Source organism: Pseudomonas sp. ACN5 (assembly GCF_002303975.1).
In the GTDB taxonomy this organism is placed as follows: domain Bacteria; phylum Pseudomonadota; class Gammaproteobacteria; order Pseudomonadales; family Pseudomonadaceae; genus Aquipseudomonas; species Aquipseudomonas laurylsulfatiphila.
Genome location: NZ_MRCP01000025.1, coordinates 26,322 through 42,840 on the forward strand (window position 1 = coordinate 26,322; position 16,519 = coordinate 42,840).

Below are 16,519 nucleotides of genomic sequence, written 5' to 3' on the forward strand. Positions count from 1 at the left end.
CGAGCAAGCCCGCTCCCACATTTGTTTTTGTGGCGATTGCAGAATCCCGCCAAATCAATTGCTCCTACACTGGTGCCAATCCATGCGATCTTCGCGTCATTGGCCCTGGATGGAGTTGCTTGATGCTGTCATTGCTCACTGAACACCCATTGATCTGCGCCATGGCGCTGATCCTGATCGATCTCGGGTTGTGGTACCTGCTCAGCGCCGCCGGCAGTGCCTGGCGGCTGCTGGTGCGGGTGGTGATTTTTTCGTTGTTCAGCCTCCTGTTGTTCAACGAAGGCCTGAACCCGATGGAGCCGCCGCCCTGGGCCGATAACGTGCCGCTGCACCTGGCCGCCACCGGCTTGCAGATCGGCTGGTGGTTGTTCGGCGCGCGGACCCTGACCGTGCTGATCGGCGCGGTGATGATGCAACGGGTGGGGCATACCGGGCGCTTGCTCCAGGATTTGCTCGGCGCGGTGATTTTCCTGATCGCGGTGATTGCGGCCCTGGCCTATGTGCTGGAACTGCCGGTCAAGGGCGTGCTGGCCACCTCCGGCGCGTTGGCGATCATCGTTGGTCTGGCGTTGCAAAGTACCCTCAGCGACGTGTTTTCCGGGATCGTCCTCAACACCACCAAGCCCTATCAACTCGATGACTACATCTCCATCGACGGCATGGAGGGCAAGGTGACCGACATCGACTGGCGCGCCACCCGCCTGCAGACCTCCCAGGGCTGCATGGCAGTGATTCCGAACTCGTTGGCGGCCAAAGCCAAGATCATCAATTTCAGCAGGCCGAACGACATGTTCGGTATCTCTGTATCCCTGGAAGTGAGCCCCCACGCGAGGCCGAACACGGTGATCGAAGCCTTGGAACGGGCCATGCAAGGGTGCCGTGCGCTGCTGGAAAAACCGTCGCCCAGCGTCGGTCTCAAAAGTGCCAGCAACACCGGCGCGGTCTACGAAATCAACGGTTTTGTCGCATCGATGGACGAGAAACGCTCAGTGCGCAACCAGCTGTACGACCTGGCCTACCGGCACTTGCAGGCCTCCGGGGTCAACCTGTTGTCGAGCGTGGAGCCCAGCCCGCCGATCAACTCGACACGCAAACGGGCGTTGCTGGACAGCTCGCCGATTTTCTCCACCCTGCGTCAGGAAGAGAAAGACACGTTCAGCCAGAACATGACCCTGCAAACCTTCCGCGCCGGGGAGGTGATCCTGGAAGCGGAGGAGGTCAGCGATCACTTGTTCATTATCGAATCCGGCGTGATCTCGGTGACCTTGATGCGCCACGGAACGCCCTACGAATCCGGACGCATGGGGCCGGGGGAGGTGATCGGCGAGGCGGGTATTCTCACCGACAGCGCGCTGCCGGCGCAGTTTACCGCCAAGACATTCTGTGGCCTGTACCGCATCGAAAAGTCCTACCTCAAGCCGTGTCTGGATGCCCGTCACGACATCAACGATGCGATGAAGGCTTTGCTCGATTACCGGCTGCAAAAAGCGAAAACCCTGACTCAGGACTTGCCGGTGACAGTGGCGAAAAAGGGCTTTTTGCAGTGGTTGCGCAATCGGGTTTGAGCTCGGTGGTGAATGGCCGCTGCGCGGATCGCGAGCAAGCTCGCTCCCACATTTGAGTGCATTTCCCTGTGGGAGCGAGCTTGCTCGCGATGACGGCAGTGAATTCACCAAAAGTGAAGAGTGAAACCCATCACACCCGCGCCAATGGCCTCCTCGACTTCTGGAATATTGGCTATTTGTGTAGACCAGCCGAGGGACTAACGTAGCGACACACCTACCTGCCCTGGAGCATGTCATGCAACCCCGTATCGATTTCTACACGGCCAGCCCCGACGCCCTCAAGGCGATGATCGCCCTGGAAACCGCAGTGTCGAAGCTGCCGCTGGAAAAAAACCTGATTGAACTGGTCAAGCTGCGCGCTTCGCAGATCAACGGCTGTGCCTTCTGCATCGACATGCACACCGCCGATGCGATCAAGGGTGGCGAAACCCCGCGTCGTCTGTTCGCCGTGACGGCTTGGCGCGAGGCGCCATTTTTCACCGAGCGTGAACGCGCTGCGCTGCTGTGGACCGAATCCCTGACCCAGCTCAGCCTGACCCACGCCCCGGACGAAGACTACGAAGTGGTCAGCGCACAGTTCACGCCCAAGGAAATGGTCGACCTGACCGTCGCCATCAGCACCATCAACAGCTGGAACCGCCTGGCGGTCGGCTTCCGTAAAACGCCCCAGGCCTGATGTTCAGCAAACCGCCGATGCCTCAATGGGCATCGGCACTCGGTGCGGCCGGTGTTTGCACCTTGCGCATCAGGGGCACCATCGCCGTGGCGATGACGAAGCACAGCCCGATCATCAGAAACGCGTCGCCATAGGTTTGTGTCTGGGCTTCGCGGTAGGTCAGCAACCACAGCTGATGCAGGCTGGCGGTGACCCCGGCGTCACCGCTCTGGTCGAGGGCGGCGAAGTTGTTGCCGACCTGGGACAGCCATTGGTTGAGGGCCTCGTTGGTGCTGTTGAGGTTCTCCGCCAACCGGGTGAAATGCAGGTTGGTACGGTCGTTGAGAATGGTCGCACACGCGGCGATACCGATCGCCCCGCCCAGGTTACGCATCAGGTTGAACAGCCCCGAGGCATGTTTGAGCCGCGCCGGTGCCAGGCTGCCGAGGGTCAGCGTCACCGCGGGCGGCACCGCCAGTTGCTGGGCAATCCCGCGCAAGGCTTGCGGCAACATCAACTCCCTGGCCCCCCAGTCATGGGTGATCGGGCTGAAATCCCACATCGATAACGCGAACAGCCCGAGGCCGGTCATCATGATCCAGCGCAGGTCGACGCGGTTGGCCAGAAAGGCGTACAGCGGAATCGCCATGATCTGGAACACCCCGGTGGAGAAAACCGCCAGACCAATGTCCAGCGCGCCGTAGCCACGCACCCGGCCGAGGAACAGTGGCGTCAGGTAAATGGTGGCGAACAGGCCGATGCCGGTGACGAACGAGAAGAAGCAGCCAAGGGCGAAATTGCGATCCTTCAGGGCGCGCAGATCGACAATCGGATTGGCCACATGCAGGGTCCGGCCGATGAATGCCAGTCCGGCCAGGCCGCTGATCCACGCGGTGGTCAGGATCGTACGATCGCTGAACCAGTTCCAGCGCGGGCCTTCTTCGAGGGTGTATTCCAGGCAGCCGAGGAACAGTGCCAGAAACACCATGCTCAAGTAATCCGCGCCTTTGAGCAGCGACAGTTCCGGCTGGTCGATTTTCACCAGCATCGGCACGGCCACGGCGACAAAGATGCCGGGGACCAGGTTGATGTAGAACAGCCAGTGCCAGGATGAGATGTCGGTGATCCAGCCACCGATCACCGGCCCCAGTGTCGGTGCCAGGGACGCCACCGCGCCAATGGTCGCGGCGGCGATCACCCGTTGTTTGCCGGTGAAAAACACGAAGGCCGTGGTGAATACCAGCGGTATCATCGAACCGCCGAGAAAGCCTTGCAGGGCGCGGAAGGCGATCATGCTCTGGATGTTCCAGGCCACGCCGCACAGCAGGCTGGTCAGGGTAAAGCCGACCGCCGATGCGCAGAACAGCCAGCGCGTGGAAAACACCCGGGACAACCAGCCCGACAGCGGGATCACGATGATCTCGGCGATCAGATAACTGGTTTGCACCCACGCGGTTTCGTCGGTGCCGGCGGAGAGCCCGCCGCCGATGTCACGCAACGAGGCCGAGACAATCTGGATATCCAGCAGCGCAATGAACATGCCGATGCACATGCTGGCAAAGGCGAAGACCTTGGTCGCCGTCGCCATGTCCGCGGCATTGAACGGTTGCGCCGGGGCGGCGAGGGCGCGGCTCATGGCGCGCTGGCCACGGCGGGCACTTCAGGCGCCTTGCGCGTGTCCACTTCAGCGGTCACCGACAACCCCGGACGCAGGTGGCCGAGCACACTGTCGGCCGGGTCGAGGTGAATCCGCACCGGTACCCGCTGCACGATCTTGGTGAAGTTGCCGGTGGCGTTTTCCGGTGGCAACACACTGAATTGCGAACCGCTGGCGGGGGCGAGGCTGTCCAGGTGACCGTGGAACGCCTGTCCCGACAGCACGTCGGCACGGATCACCACCCGTTGCCCCGGCACCATGTGCGCCAGCTGGTCTTCCTTGAAGTTGGCGTCGACCCACAGGCCGCTGGATGGCACCACCGAGAGCAATTGCGAGCCGGCCTGGGCATAGGCGCCGACCCGTGCCCGACGGTTGCCGATCACGCCGTCAACCGGTGCCTTCAGTTCGGTGTAGCCGACATTCAGTTGCGCCAGATCGCGCTCGGCCCTGGCCTGGATCAAGGCGGCCCGGGCCTGTTGTTTCTGGGTGTCGATCACATTCAACTGGCGCTGCGCGGCCAGCAATTCCGCCTGGGCGCGGTTGCTTTGCGCCTGGGCCGTCTTGAACGTGGCGTTGGCGCGCTGGGCGCTTTCCACCGAGACGGCGTTGGTGGACACCAGTTTTTTGTAGCGGGCATCGTCATCCCGCGAACGGGTGGCTTCGGCACCGGCGGCGTCGATGCCGGCACGGGCCTGGCCGATGACAGCCTGTTGCAGTTGTTCGGTGGCGTCGAGGTTGGCCAGCAAGGCTTCCTGGGCGGCCACTGCGCCTTCGGCCTTGGCCAGGTTGGCGCGGTAGTCGCGCGAATCGAGACGGATCAGCACATCGCCGGCCTTGACCTTCTGGTTATCGGTCACCAGCACTTCGTCGATATAACCCGCCACCTTTGGCCCGATCACCGTGACGTCACCGCCGATGTAGGCGTCGTCGGTTTCTTCGATGAAACGCCCGGCCGTCCACCAATGCGTGCCATACACCCCGGCCAACACCAGCGCTGCAATCCCCATTGTTGGCACAAGCAGGCGCTTGAGCAGGGGACGTTTTGCCGGTTGCACCGGGGCGTCCAGGTCGGGTTCAACGGTGGGCATGCTGGTCATGGAGGGATACCTGTAAGGCGGCGTTAATTATGATGCCTGTAATATGATATATGTAATATTTTGTGGCAAATGGTTTTTGCTGCCGGTCGTCAGGTGGTTTTTCGGGAAGATGAGATTCTGTGTGCGCTGGAAAACCCACTGTGGGAGCGGGCTTGCTCGCGAATGCGGAGTGTCGGGCAATGAAAATGTCGACTGACACTCCGCATTCGCGAGCAAGCCCGCTCCCACAGGTACTGCTGATTAGCGCAGCATCCCTGTAGAGGTTGCATCTACAGGGGATGGTACAGGCTTAGACGCGTTCGAAAATCGCCGCAATCCCCTGGCCGCCGCCGATGCACATGGTCACCAATGCGTAACGGCCGCCGGTGCGGTGCAGTTCGTGGATGGCCTTGGTGGCGATGATCGCGCCGGTCGCGCCCACCGGGTGGCCCAGGGCGATGCCCGAACCGTTCGGGTTGACCTTGGCCGGGTCGAGGTCCAGTTCCTGGCTGACGGCGCAGGCCTGGGCGGCGAAGGCGATGTTGGCTTCGATCACGTCCAGGTCGGCGACGGTCAGGCCGGCGCGCTTGAGTGCCAGGCGGGTGGCCGGGATCGGGCCCAGGCCCATGAATTCCGGTTCGACGCCGGCGTGGGCGTAGCTGACCAGGCGGGCCAGTGGCTTCAGGTTGTTGGCCTGGACCGCGTTGCCGCTGGCCATGACCAGTGCGGCGGCGCCGTCGTTCAGGCCCGAGGCGTTGCCGGCGGTGACCGAACCGTCCTTCTTGAACGCCGGCTTCATGGCTGCCAGTTGTTCCAGGGACGTGGCGCGCGGGTGTTCGTCGACGCTGAACAGTTTGACGCCTTTGCGATCCTGGATTTCCACGGTCGCGATCTGCTCGCTGAAGTAGCCGTTGGCAATCGCGTGGGCCGCGCGATTCTGGTCTTCCAGGGCCAGGGCGTCCTGCATTTCGCGGGTGATGCCGTTGCGCGCGGCGACGTTTTCGGCGGTGATGCCCATGTGGATGCCATGGAAGGGGTCATGCAGGATGCCGAGCATGTAGTCGATGACCTGGGCGTTGCCCATGCGCGAACCCCAACGGGCGGACGGCATCAGGTACGGGCCACGGCTCATGGATTCGGCACCGGCACCGACGACGATGTCGGCATCGCCGAGCATCAGGGTTTGGGCGGCGTTGATGATCGCTTGCAGGCCGGAGCCGCACAGGCGGTTGACGTTGTAGGCCGGGGTTTCCTTCGGGATGCCGGCGTTCATCGCGGCGACGCGGGAGATGTAGGCGTCGCGGGTTTCGGTCGGGATCACGTTGCCCATCACCAGATGGCCAACGAGCGCCGGGTCCACGGCGGCTCGTTCCAGGGCGGCTTTCACGGCCGTGGTCGCGAGGTCGGCCAGGGGCACGTCCTTGAGCGAACCGCCGAACGTACCGATGGCGGTACGGGCGGCGCTGACGACGTAGATTTCCGGAGTGTTCATGGCTGGTTTCCTTTCGGTGGATTCTTGTCTGTACTGCGATTGAGCAGGGCGTTCAAGGCGTTTTTTGCCTCGTCGGTATTCAGGCGCTGGATGAACAGCGTGTTTTCTTCGCGCAGGGTGGCTTCCAGTTCCGGCAACGTCGCCTGCTTCATCAACTGCCGGGACTGGCGCAAGGCCTCCCGGGGCAGGGCCAAAAAGCGCTGGGCGATTTTTCTGGCCGCTGCCAGGCATTGCTCGCCATCATCGAAGGCTTCGTTGGCGATGCCCCAATTCACCGCTTCGTTGCCGTCCAGGCCGTTGCCCAGCAGGAGCAGGCTCGCGGCGCGGGCGTGACCGAGTAGGCGTGGCAGCAACAGGCTGGCACCGAATTCGGGGCACAGGCCGATGTTGACGAACGGCATGCGCAGCTTGGCGTTGCGGGTGACCAGCACCTGATCGCAATGCAGCAGCAACGTAGTACCAATACCGATGGCCGCCCCGCAGACGGCCGCGATCAGCGGCTTTTGCAGGCGCGTGACGACTTTCATCAGGCGAAACGCCGGGGCGTCCAGATGAGTGGGCGGATGCTGGAGGAAATCCACCAGGTCATTGCCACTGGTGAAGCAGGCCGGGCCGCCGGTGAGGATGATCACGCCGGTCTGCGGGTCTTCGTCGGCGGCCAGCAACAGCTCGGCCAGTTGCGTGTACATGGCGTTGTTCAGCGCGTTGAGCTTGTCCGGGCGGTCGATGGTCAGCGTCAACACGCCGTCGCGTTGCTCGTGTTTGATCAAATCTGTCATCGCAGGCTCCGCAGGGTCGGTTCAGGCTGCCACTTTAAGCGTCGGACAAATCCCGATCTATGGCAAAACGGGTCAACTGCGCTGCCGCTTTTTGCCATGCCGGTGTGCCAAAAACGACACACACCCATTCGGGGTATGGTTCCGCCCGGCCAATCGACCAATAGTGGAGGCATCCGCTCATCCAGAGCCGAACTCGCTATAAGGTGCATTTGCTATGGGCAAGACACTGCTTAAGGTGATTTCCAGTCTGTTTGTTGTACCGCTGACCTTTCATGCCTACGCCGCACAAGTGGACGAGAGCAATACGCTGCGGCTCTACAACTGGGCGGATTACATCGGTGAAAAAACCATTGCCGACTTCGAAAAGGCCACCGGAATCAAGGTGGTCTACGACACCTTCGATTCTTATGAAACGGTGCAGGCCAAGTTGCTCACCGGCCATTCCGGCTATGACCTGATCGTGTTGAACGCGTCACTCGCGCCACCCCTGATCAAGGCCAAGGTGTTCCAGCCGCTGGACAAAAAACAGCTGCCGGGCTGGACCAACCTCGACCCGCAAATCCTCGAGGATCTGCAAGGCTACGACCCCGGCACCCAGTACTCGGCGCCCTACACCTGGGGCAGCAACGGCGTGACCTACAACGTCGACAAGATCAAGGAGCGCATGCCGGACGCACCGATCGGTTCGCTGGCGATGATCTTCGATCCGAAGATCGTCTCGCGCTTCGCCGACTGTGGCGTGACCCTGCTCGATGCGCCGACCGAAGTCATCCCCTTGGCTTTGACGTATCTGGGACGTGACCCGAACAGTGCCGCCCCGGCAGATCTGAAGGCCGCCCAGGACTTGCTGTTGTCCGTGCGGCCGTACATCCGCAAGTTCGACTCGGTCAATTACCTGACGAGCCTGCCCAACGGCGATGTGTGCATGGCCATGACCTGGTCCGGCGATTACGCCACGGCCATGGCCCGCGCGGCAGAAGCCAAGAAGCAGATCAACCTGGCGTACTTCATTCCCAAGGAAGGCTCGCTGATCTGGTTCGACAACCTGTACATCCCGGCCGATGCGACGCACGTCGCCAATGCGCACAAATTCCTGGAATACCTGATGCAGCCGCAGGTGATGGCGGATGTGAGTGACTACATCAATTACGCCAACAGTAACGCAGCGGCCACGCCCCTGTTGAACGCCGAAGTGCGCGACAACCCGGCGATCTACCCCGATGCACAGACCCGCAAGCGCCTGTTCCCGCAGAAGACCCAGGACGCCAAGGACATGCGGGCGATTACCCGGGTCTGGAGCACCGTGAAAAGCGGCATCTGATTTGTTCGATCGTGAGTCATTTCGGTTAGAGGTTCATTTATGGCGACGCCAACACGCAGCGTATTTTCCCCAGCGGACGAGTCCCGGCTGGTCAAGGCCGACAAGGCCCATCACATGCACGGCTACCACATGTTCGACGAACACGCCGAGCAAGGCTCGTTGAACATCGTTGCCGGCGATGGCGCCTACATCTACGACACCCAGGGCAACCGCTTTCTCGATGCGGTGGGCGGCATGTGGTGCACCAACATCGGCCTGGGTCGCGAGGAAATGGCCGAGGCCATCGCCGATCAGGTGCGCCAGCTGGCCTATTCGAACCCGTTTTCCGACATGTCGAACAACGTCGCCATCGAGCTATGCGAAAAACTCGCCAGCCTGGCCCCCGGTGACCTCGACCATGTGTTCCTGACCACCGGCGGCTCCACCGCCGTGGACACCGCGTACCGGCTGATCCAGTACTACCAGAACTGCCGTGGCAAGCCGGAAAAGAAACACGTCATCGCCCGGTTCAACGCCTATCACGGCTCCACCACCCTCACCATGTCGATCGGCAACAAGGCCGCCGACCGGGTGCCGGAGTTCGATTACGCCAACCCGCTGATCCACCACGTCTCCAACCCCAACCCGTACCGCGCGCCCGACGGCATGGACGAGGCGCAGTTCCTCGAGTTCCTGGTCAAGGAGTTCGAAGACAAGATCCTGTCGATTGGCGCGGACAAGGTCGCCGCTTTCTTTGCCGAACCGATCATGGGCTCGGGCGGGGTGATCATTCCGCCCCAGGGGTATCTCAAGCGCATGTGGGACGTCTGCCAGCGCTACGACATCCTGTTCGTCGCCGACGAAGTAGTGACCTCGTTCGGGCGCCTGGGCAAGTTCTTCGCTTCCCGGGAGGTGTTCGACGTGCAGCCCGACATCATCACCACCGCCAAGGGCCTGACCTCGGCTTACCTGCCGCTGGGTGCGTGCATCTTTTCCGAGCGCATCTGGAAGGTCATCGCCGAGCCGGGCAAGGGCCGCTGCTTCACCCACGGCTTCACCTATAGCGGCCACCCGGTGTGCTGCACGGCGGCGCTGAAGAACATCGAAATCATCGAGCGGGAAAACCTGCTGGCCCATGTCGACACGGTGGGCGCTTATCTGGAAGAGCGCCTGGCAACCCTGCGGGACTTGCCGCTGGTGGGGGATGTGCGCTGCCAGAAACTCATGGCCTGCGTGGAGTTCGTGGCGGATAAACGCACCAAGGCGCTGTTCCCCGACGAGATCAACATCGGCGAGAAGATCCACGTGCGGGCACAGGCTCGGGGCTTGCTGGTGCGGCCGATCATGCACCTCAACGTGATGTCGCCACCGCTGATCCTGACGTTTGCCCAGGTCGATGAAATCGTTGAGACCTTGCGCGATTGCATTGTCGAAGTGGCCGCTGAGCTTCAGGCCAGCGGTCAGTATGGCGGCCAATGAACTCGCTAAACAGGCTTTTACCAAGGGCCTGCGCACCCGCTAGACTGCGGGGCATGAGCAAACCAGACGACGATACGCTGATCGCGATGCCCTTCGGGGCGTTGCACAAATGGCATGGGGGAATGCGCGAGGCATTCGCCCATGTCGATGAGCCTGACGCCCTGCAGTACCTGGCGTCAGCGTTGGCGCAGCTGGTGTCCGTGGAGTCGATGATGATCAGCCTGGAGCGCAAGGACCGCGCACCACAGCTGCTGCATCAGCGCGGGATTGCCCAGGAGTATCAGGTCTCGATTCTTGAGCGCTATTTTTCCGGGGGCTATTTGCTCGACCCCTTCTGCCTGGCGGTGGAGCAGGGGTTGGCGCAAGGCTTCTATCACCTGGAGGAAATCGCCCCGGACAACTTCTTCGACAGTGACTATTACAAATCCTATTACCTGAAGGCGGGCTGTTCGGAAGACAGCTACTACATCGTCGATACCGGCAATGACACGAAGATTTCCGTCAGCCTCTATCAGGGTTTCGGCGGTGAATGCCTGAGCGACGAACAGTTGAACCTGCTGCGCGCCGTCGAACCACTGGTGCGTGAGTTCATCAGCGAATTCAGCCAGCGTGGGCTGCTGCGCAGTGCCGGGATCGAGCGTGATGACGAGCAAGGCCTGCGCGACGATCTCAAGCATCGGGTTCAGGCGGCGTTCGAAAACTTCGGTTGTGAATTGCTCACCGAGCGCGAGCGGGAAGTGGCGCACATGGTGTTGCGCGGGCATTCGGTGAAGTCCACGGCCAGCCAGATGAACATCTCGCCGGAAACCGTACGCATGCACCGCAAGAACCTGTACCTGAAGCTGGAGGTGGGGTCGCAGTCGGAGTTGTTTGCGCTGTTTATCGAGTGGTTACGCAAGCACTAACCAAGTTTTTTGACCTACCGATACCCCTGTAGGAGCGAGCTTGCTCGCGAAGAACCTGAGAACAACGCGTCATCCAGAAAGCGCGTGCCATCATTCACGTCCATCGCGAGCGAGCTCGCTCCTACAGGTTGTCACGTCATTCTTCGCGTTTTACGACCAAGGTCAGAATGTCATAACTGGCCACCAGCTCACCCAACTGATTGGTGACCTCCACATCCCACGCCACCACCCCTTGCGGGATGCCCTGCGGGCTCTTCTTGCCCTGGTCGATCTTGCGTTTGCAGGTCAGGCGCGCCTGGATGGTGTCGCCGATGCCCACCGGGTTGATGAAGCGCAGGGTGTCCAGGCCGTAGTTGGCCAGCACCGGGCCGACGCCGGGGGATACGAACAACCCGGCTGCTGCCGACAGTACGAAGTAACCGTGGGCGATGCGCTTGCCGAACTGCGATTCCTTGGCCGCGATGTCGTCGAAGTGCATGTAGAAGTGGTCGCCCGACAGGCAGCCGAAGTTCACCAGGTCCGCTTCGGTGACGGTGCGGCGGTGGGTCAGCAGCGACTCGCCGATCTGCAGGTCCTGGAAATGGCGACGGAACGGATGCACGTCGGTTTCGATGACCTTGGCGCCGCGCACGTATTCGCCGGTGACCGCCGCCAACATGGTTGGCGAACCTTGCACCGCCGCGCGTTGCAGGTAGTGTTTCACCGCGCGCAGGCCGCCGAGTTCTTCACCGCCGCCGGCTCGGCCCGGGCCGCCGTGCTTGAGTTGTGGCAGCGGCGAGCCGTGACCGGTGGATTCGCCGGCGCAGTGGCGATCCAGCACCAGCAGGCGCCCGTGCCAGGCTGCTGCCACCGGAATCGCCTTGGCAGCGATCTGCGGATCCTTGGTCACCAGGCTGGCCACCAGGCTGCCTTTGCCGCGCGCGGCCAGGGCCAGGGCTTCGTCGAGATCGTCGTAGGCCATCAGGGTGCTGACCGGGCCGAATGCTTCGATGTCATGGGCACCGCCCTCGGCATGCGGGTCACGGGCCTGCAACAGGGTCGGGGCGAAGAACGCGCCTTTGTCGACATGTTCACCGCGCGGCTCGAAACCGTCGCGGGCGCCGAACAGCATGTCGCTGCTCTGCAACAGGGCTTCCAGGCGCTCGGCCACGTCTTTCTGCTGATCGTGGGAAGCCAGTGCGCCCATGCGCACGCCTTCCACCGACGGGTCGCCGACCACCACTTTGGCCAGGCGATCACGCAGACGGGTAGCGACTGCGTCGATGTGTTTGGCCGGCACGATGGCGCGGCGGATGGCGGTGCATTTCTGCCCGGCCTTGGTGGTCATTTCCCGGGCGACTTCCTTGATGAACAGCTCGAACTCTTCGTCGTCCGGGGTCACGTCCGGGGCGAGGATCGCGCAGTTCAGCGAGTCGGCTTCGGCGGTGAACGGCACCGAGTTGCGGATCAGGTTCGGATTGACCCGCAGCTTGGCCGCCGTGTCGGCGGAACCGGTGAAGGTCACCACGTCCTGGCCCTGCAGGCGGTCGAGCAGGTCGTCGGTGCCGCCGATGATCAGTTGCAGGCTGCCCGCCGGGAGCAGGCCGGACTCATCCATCAGGCGCACCACGGCTTCGGTCAGGTAGCTGGTGGCGCTGGCCGGTTTGACGATGCACGGCATGCCGGCGAGGAAGCTCGGCGCGAACTTCTCCAGCATGCCCCAGATCGGAAAGTTGAAGGCATTGATGTGCACGGCCACGCCACCGCGCGGCACGAGGATGTGGGTACCGGCGAAGGTGCCCATTTTGCTCAGTTGCAGCGCCGGGCCTTCGTGGACGACGTTGCCCGACGGCAGTTCCCGCGAACCGAGGCTGGCGTAGGTGAACAGCGTGCTGTTGCCGCCCTCGATGTCGATCCAGCTGTCGGCACGGGTCGCGCCGCTGTGGTGGGAGATCGCGTAGAGCTGTTCCTTGCGCTCGCTCAGGTACAGGGCCAGGGCCTTGAGACGCTGGGCGCGCTGCTGGAAGTCCAGCGCCATCAAGCCGCTGATGCCCTGGCGACGGCCGTGCTCGATGGCTTCGGCGAAGTCCGGGCGTTCTTCATGGGTACGGAAGATTTCATGGCCGTCGATGGCGCTGCGCAGGATTTGTGCGCCGTGTTGGCCGATCCAGCGGCCGGCGATGAAGCTTTGCAGAGTTGCAGGTGAAGAGGACATCACGATTGCTCCAGGTGATGAAGGGTTGTGGCGCGGCCGCGACCGCGCCCTTTCGGAATTACCAAAGCGCCAGGGTGTAGCCGACGATCAAGCGGTTCTCATCGAGGTCGGTCGTCAAGCCATTGCCGGAACGGAAGGTCACGTTGCGCCAGCGCAGGCTGACGTTCTTCAACACACCGCTCTGGATGACGTAGCTGATATCGGTGTCGCGCTCCCATTCGCGACCGTTGTCGACGCTGCCCGCCTTGACGTGGCGGCCGTCGGTGTAGCGGGTCATGAAGGTCAGGCCGGGAATGCCTTGCGCCGCGAAGTCATAGTCGTAACGCAGCTGCCAGGAGTCCTCCTCGGCGCGGGTAAAGGTGTTGAACGTCACCAGGTTGACCACGTAAGGGTCACCGCCGTTGAGGAACGGAAAGGCGCTGTCGCCGGACAGTTGCTGGTAGGCGGCACTGACCTTGTGGGCACCGTGGGACACCGTGAACATGCTGTTGAAGTTGCGGTTGTCGATACGCCCGGCGCGTTCGGCGCCGTCGCCCCGGCTGTCGAAGTAGCGCACATCGCTGCGCAGGCTGAAGCCGTTGCCCAGCGGTTGCGTATGCAGCAGTCCGGCGAATTGCTGGCGATAGATCTGGTCGAGCTTGCCGTAGTAGTAGCTCAGGTTCAGTTGCGGACTGAACGCATAGCTGCCACCGCCGAAGTCGAAGTGGTCGCTGGTGGCGGTGCCGAAGCCGATGTCATCGTTGCTGGAGGAGTCCCGCAGGTTGGCCTTGGTCAGGCGTCCGGCATTCACCGTCAGGCCGTCGATTTCCTGGCTGGTCAGCAAGCCACCTTCAAAGGTCGAACTCAGCAGGCGCGTGTCGTTGTAAGTCGCCACGGGCAACAAGGGTTGCAGGGTGCCGAGTTTCAACACGCTTTTGGATACTTTCAATTTGCCGGTCAGGCCCAGCTCGCTGTACTCGTCGTCGGGCTCATGGCTCTGCGGGCCAAACGGCAGCAGCCCGGTGCCACGGCGATCCGGGCTGGAGTCGAGCTTGAGCCCCAGCTCCCCCATTGCGTCGAGACCGAAACCGAAGGTGCCGTCGGTGAATCCGGATTCGACACGCGCCGTGAAACCCTGAGCCCATTCCTCGGCCCTGGATTGCGGCGCGTTGTGCTGACGGAAGTCGCGGTTGATGTAGTGGTTGCGCATATCGATGCGGGCCTTGCTGTCGTCGATGAAGTCGGCCATGGCGCTGGGGGCGAACATGGGCAGGCTTAATGCGGCGGCCAGCGAAAACAGTGATTCACAAGGTGCCTTACGTGCGGGTTTCATTATTTTTATTCCCTGCCAATATTCAGTGTTTGCTGGCGCCGGTGGCACCGATGCCGGTCATCGAACGGATGAACTGCGCCAGATAACGACCGCGCTCGAGGGCTGCACGGGGCGAGGTGTCGGTGACGGAAAACAGCCATGCACTGAAGAACGCCAGGCTCATGGAAAACAGCGCCGGGTTGGAATACGGGAACAGCGCCTTGTCGTGATGCATCACGTTGACCCACACCGCCGGGCTCAGCACCAGCAGGACAATCGCCGAGACCAGGCCGGACAGGCTGCCGAGGACGGCGCCGCGGGTGGTCAGGCCTTTCCAGTACATCGAGAGGAACAGCACCGGGAAATTCACCGACGCGGCGATGGCCAGCACCAGGCCCGAGAGGAAGGCAATGTTCTGCGACTCGAACAGCAGACCGAGGATGATCGCCAGCACACCGATGCACAGGGTGGCGATTCGAGATACGCGCATTTCCTGCTGTTCAGTGGCCTGGCCCTTGCGCATCACGCAGGCATACAGGTCATGGGACACCGCCGAGGCACCGGACAGGGCCAGCCCGGCAACCACCGCCAGAATGGTGGCGAAGGCGACCGCCGAGATGAAACCGAGGAACAGGTTGCCGCCTACCGCCTGGGCCAGGTGCACGGCGATCATGTTGCCGCCGCCGATGATCGCACCGCTGGCGTCGCGGAACGCCGGATCGGTGCCGACCATGACGATGGCGCCGAAGCCGACGATGATCAGCAGCAAGTAGAAGTAGCCGATGAAACCGGTGGCGTAGAACACGCTTTTACGCGCTTCCTTGGCATCGCTGACGGTGAAGAAACGCATCAGGATATGCGGCAGGCCGGCGGTGCCGAACATCATGCCAAGCCCTAAGGAAATCGCATCGACCGGGTTGGACAGCAAGCCGCCGGGGGCCATGATCGCGTTGCCCTTGGCATGCACGGCGGTGGCGCCGGCAAACATGGCCTCGGTGCTGAAGCCGAAGTGCTTGAGCACCATGAACGCCATGAAGCTGGTGCCGAACAACAGCATCACCGCCTTGATGATCTGCACCCAGGTGGTGGCGAGCATGCCGCCGAAGGTGACGTAGAACACCATCAGCACGCCGACCAGCATCACTGCATAGAGGTAGTCGATACCGAACAGCAACTCGATCAGCTTGCCGGCGCCGACCATCTGCGCCACCAGGTACATCAGCGCCACGGTCAGGGTGCCGAAGGCCGAGGTCAGGCGCACCGGGGTTTGTTCCAGGCGATAGGACACCACGTCGGCAAAGGTGTATTTGCCCAGGTTGCGCAGGCGTTCGGCAATCAGGAACAGGATGATCGGCCAGCCGGCCAGCACGCCCAATGCGTAGAGCAGGCCGTCGTAGCCATTGAGGAACATCATCGCGGAAATGCCGAGGAACGAGGCGGCCGAGATCATGTCGCCGGCAATTGCCAGGCCGTTCTGGAAGCCGGTCATGCCGCCACCGGCGGTGTAGAAGTCGGCGGCGGAGCGGGTGCGAAGTGCCGCCCAGCGTGTCACGCCGAGTGTGAACAGGACGAACACCAGGAACATGCCGATGGCGTTCCAGTTCAGCGGCCGGGAGACGCCGTCGGCGGCCACCGCGATATCAGTGACCACCGCCAGCGGCAGCAGGAACAAGGCGAGAAGGCGGTTCATCGGGCGCACTCCTGCTTGAGTTTTTCATTCAAAGGATCGATCACGTTGTTGGCGCGATAGACATAGAAGCCGGTCAGCGCGAAGGCCAGCCCGACGATCACGACACCCACCAGCATGCCCACGGTGGTCACGCCGCCGCTCAGGGATTGGCCGAGGGTAGAGGGGGAGAAAGCCACCAGCAGCACGAAGCCGTAATAGATCACCAGCATGGCCAGGCTCAGTGACCAGTACAGGTTCTGTTTGCGACGAACCAGCTGGATGAAATCCGGGTGCTGGCGGATGAGTTCTATTTCCTGGGGTGTCATGACGCGCGCTCCTTTGTTGTTTTTGTTTTGGGTGAAACCGTTTCGGGTTGGAACCGGATCAATGTGGGAGCGGGCTTGCTCGCGAAGGGGCCATCACATCCAACATGGATGGCGCCTGATACTGCGTCTTC

Annotated in this window: 13 protein-coding genes; 5 read left to right on the forward strand and 8 right to left on the reverse strand. The window is 62.2% G+C overall.

Annotated features, from left to right (window positions below):
* The first annotated feature begins 122 nt into the window (after positions 1-122).
* Both BSF40_RS29780 and BSF40_RS29785 read left to right on the forward strand, forming a co-directional pair.
* Positions 123-1,565: a mechanosensitive ion channel domain-containing protein gene (locus BSF40_RS29780; RefSeq protein ID WP_095968032.1), complete on the forward strand. Its 1,443-nt coding sequence runs from the start codon at positions 123-125 to the stop codon at positions 1,563-1,565.
* A gap of 235 nt (positions 1,566-1,800) precedes the next feature.
* A complete protein-coding gene (locus BSF40_RS29785; protein WP_095968033.1) occupies positions 1,801-2,241 on the forward strand; it encodes a carboxymuconolactone decarboxylase family protein in 441 nt (146 codons plus the stop codon).
* 22 nt (positions 2,242-2,263) lie between these two features.
* On the opposite strand, the gene BSF40_RS29790 is transcribed toward BSF40_RS29785, so the two are convergent.
* From BSF40_RS29790 to BSF40_RS29805, 4 genes are all read right to left on the reverse strand, one after another.
* Positions 2,264-3,856 carry a DHA2 family efflux MFS transporter permease subunit gene (locus BSF40_RS29790; RefSeq protein WP_095968034.1) on the reverse strand — a complete coding sequence of 531 codons (1,593 nt, stop codon included), beginning with the start codon at positions 3,854-3,856 and terminating at the stop codon, positions 2,264-2,266.
* Positions 3,853-4,974 (reverse strand): HlyD family secretion protein, encoded by a 1,122-nt coding sequence (locus tag BSF40_RS29795; protein WP_095968035.1) that lies wholly within the window; start codon positions 4,972-4,974, stop codon positions 3,853-3,855. Before BSF40_RS29795 ends, BSF40_RS29790 begins: the two co-directional genes overlap by 4 nt.
* Positions 4,975-5,263: 289 nt before the next feature.
* Positions 5,264-6,445 (reverse strand): acetyl-CoA C-acyltransferase family protein, encoded by a 1,182-nt coding sequence (locus BSF40_RS29800; RefSeq protein ID WP_095968036.1) that lies wholly within the window; start codon positions 6,443-6,445, stop codon positions 5,264-5,266.
* Positions 6,442-7,224 carry an enoyl-CoA hydratase gene (locus tag BSF40_RS29805; protein WP_095968037.1) on the reverse strand — a complete coding sequence of 261 codons (783 nt, stop codon included), beginning with the start codon at positions 7,222-7,224 and terminating at the stop codon, positions 6,442-6,444. The genes BSF40_RS29800 and BSF40_RS29805 overlap by 4 nt, the downstream gene beginning before the upstream one ends.
* 214 nt (positions 7,225-7,438) lie before the next feature.
* Between BSF40_RS29805 and BSF40_RS29810 the strand changes: the two genes are divergently transcribed.
* Genes BSF40_RS29810 through BSF40_RS29820 form a run of 3 tightly spaced genes read left to right on the forward strand, consistent with a single transcriptional unit; the run spans position 7,439 to position 10,908 of the window.
* Positions 7,439-8,545 (forward strand): polyamine ABC transporter substrate-binding protein, encoded by a 1,107-nt coding sequence (locus BSF40_RS29810; RefSeq protein WP_095968038.1) that lies wholly within the window; start codon positions 7,439-7,441, stop codon positions 8,543-8,545.
* A gap of 39 nt (positions 8,546-8,584) precedes the next feature.
* On the forward strand, positions 8,585-10,003 hold the full coding sequence (locus BSF40_RS29815; protein ID WP_095968039.1) for an aminotransferase: 1,419 nt from the start codon (positions 8,585-8,587) through the stop codon (positions 10,001-10,003).
* Complete coding sequence (locus BSF40_RS29820) at positions 10,000-10,908, forward strand: LuxR C-terminal-related transcriptional regulator (protein ID WP_008049805.1); 909 nt, start codon at positions 10,000-10,002, stop codon at positions 10,906-10,908. The genes BSF40_RS29815 and BSF40_RS29820 overlap by 4 nt, the downstream gene beginning before the upstream one ends.
* A 136-nt stretch (positions 10,909-11,044) precedes the next feature.
* Here the strand turns inward: BSF40_RS29820 and paaZ are convergent, their stop codons facing one another.
* From paaZ to BSF40_RS29840, 4 genes are read right to left on the reverse strand one after another with little or no spacing between them, the layout of a single operon-like run.
* Positions 11,045-13,102, reverse strand: a complete 2,058-nt coding sequence (gene paaZ / locus BSF40_RS29825; RefSeq protein ID WP_095968040.1) for a phenylacetic acid degradation bifunctional protein PaaZ — start codon at positions 13,100-13,102, stop codon at positions 11,045-11,047.
* 58 nt (positions 13,103-13,160) lie between these two features.
* On the reverse strand, positions 13,161-14,414 hold the full coding sequence (locus tag BSF40_RS29830) for an OprD family porin (protein ID WP_095968041.1): 1,254 nt from the start codon (positions 14,412-14,414) through the stop codon (positions 13,161-13,163).
* 22 nt (positions 14,415-14,436) lie between these two features.
* Complete coding sequence (locus BSF40_RS29835) at positions 14,437-16,083, reverse strand: cation acetate symporter (RefSeq protein WP_095968042.1); 1,647 nt, start codon at positions 16,081-16,083, stop codon at positions 14,437-14,439.
* Positions 16,080-16,388: a DUF485 domain-containing protein gene (locus BSF40_RS29840; RefSeq protein ID WP_095968043.1), complete on the reverse strand. Its 309-nt coding sequence runs from the start codon at positions 16,386-16,388 to the stop codon at positions 16,080-16,082. The genes BSF40_RS29835 and BSF40_RS29840 overlap by 4 nt, the downstream gene beginning before the upstream one ends.
* Positions 16,389-16,519: the final 131 nt, after the last annotated feature.

Excerpts from the sequence above, each read along its gene's own strand:
- BSF40_RS29790 (WP_095968034.1), bottom strand. The coding sequence starts at position 3,856 with ATGAGCCGCGCCCTCGCCGCCCCGGCGCAACCGTTCAATGCCGCGGAC.
- paaZ (WP_095968040.1), bottom strand. The coding sequence starts at position 13,102 with ATGTCCTCTTCACCTGCAACTCTGCAAAGCTTCATCGCCGGCCGCTGG.
- BSF40_RS29810 (WP_095968038.1), top strand. The coding sequence starts at position 7,439 with ATGGGCAAGACACTGCTTAAGGTGATTTCCAGTCTGTTTGTTGTACCG.
- BSF40_RS29820 (WP_008049805.1), top strand. The coding sequence starts at position 10,000 with ATGAACTCGCTAAACAGGCTTTTACCAAGGGCCTGCGCACCCGCTAGA.
- BSF40_RS29800 (WP_095968036.1), bottom strand. The coding sequence starts at position 6,445 with ATGAACACTCCGGAAATCTACGTCGTCAGCGCCGCCCGTACCGCCATC.
- BSF40_RS29840 (WP_095968043.1), bottom strand. The coding sequence starts at position 16,388 with ATGACACCCCAGGAAATAGAACTCATCCGCCAGCACCCGGATTTCATC.
- BSF40_RS29780 (WP_095968032.1), top strand. The coding sequence starts at position 123 with ATGCTGTCATTGCTCACTGAACACCCATTGATCTGCGCCATGGCGCTG.
- BSF40_RS29785 (WP_095968033.1), top strand. The coding sequence starts at position 1,801 with ATGCAACCCCGTATCGATTTCTACACGGCCAGCCCCGACGCCCTCAAG.
- BSF40_RS29815 (WP_095968039.1), top strand. The coding sequence starts at position 8,585 with ATGGCGACGCCAACACGCAGCGTATTTTCCCCAGCGGACGAGTCCCGG.
- BSF40_RS29835 (WP_095968042.1), bottom strand. The coding sequence starts at position 16,083 with ATGAACCGCCTTCTCGCCTTGTTCCTGCTGCCGCTGGCGGTGGTCACT.
- BSF40_RS29795 (WP_095968035.1), bottom strand. The coding sequence starts at position 4,974 with ATGACCAGCATGCCCACCGTTGAACCCGACCTGGACGCCCCGGTGCAA.
- BSF40_RS29830 (WP_095968041.1), bottom strand. The coding sequence starts at position 14,414 with ATGAAACCCGCACGTAAGGCACCTTGTGAATCACTGTTTTCGCTGGCC.
- BSF40_RS29805 (WP_095968037.1), bottom strand. The coding sequence starts at position 7,224 with ATGACAGATTTGATCAAACACGAGCAACGCGACGGCGTGTTGACGCTG.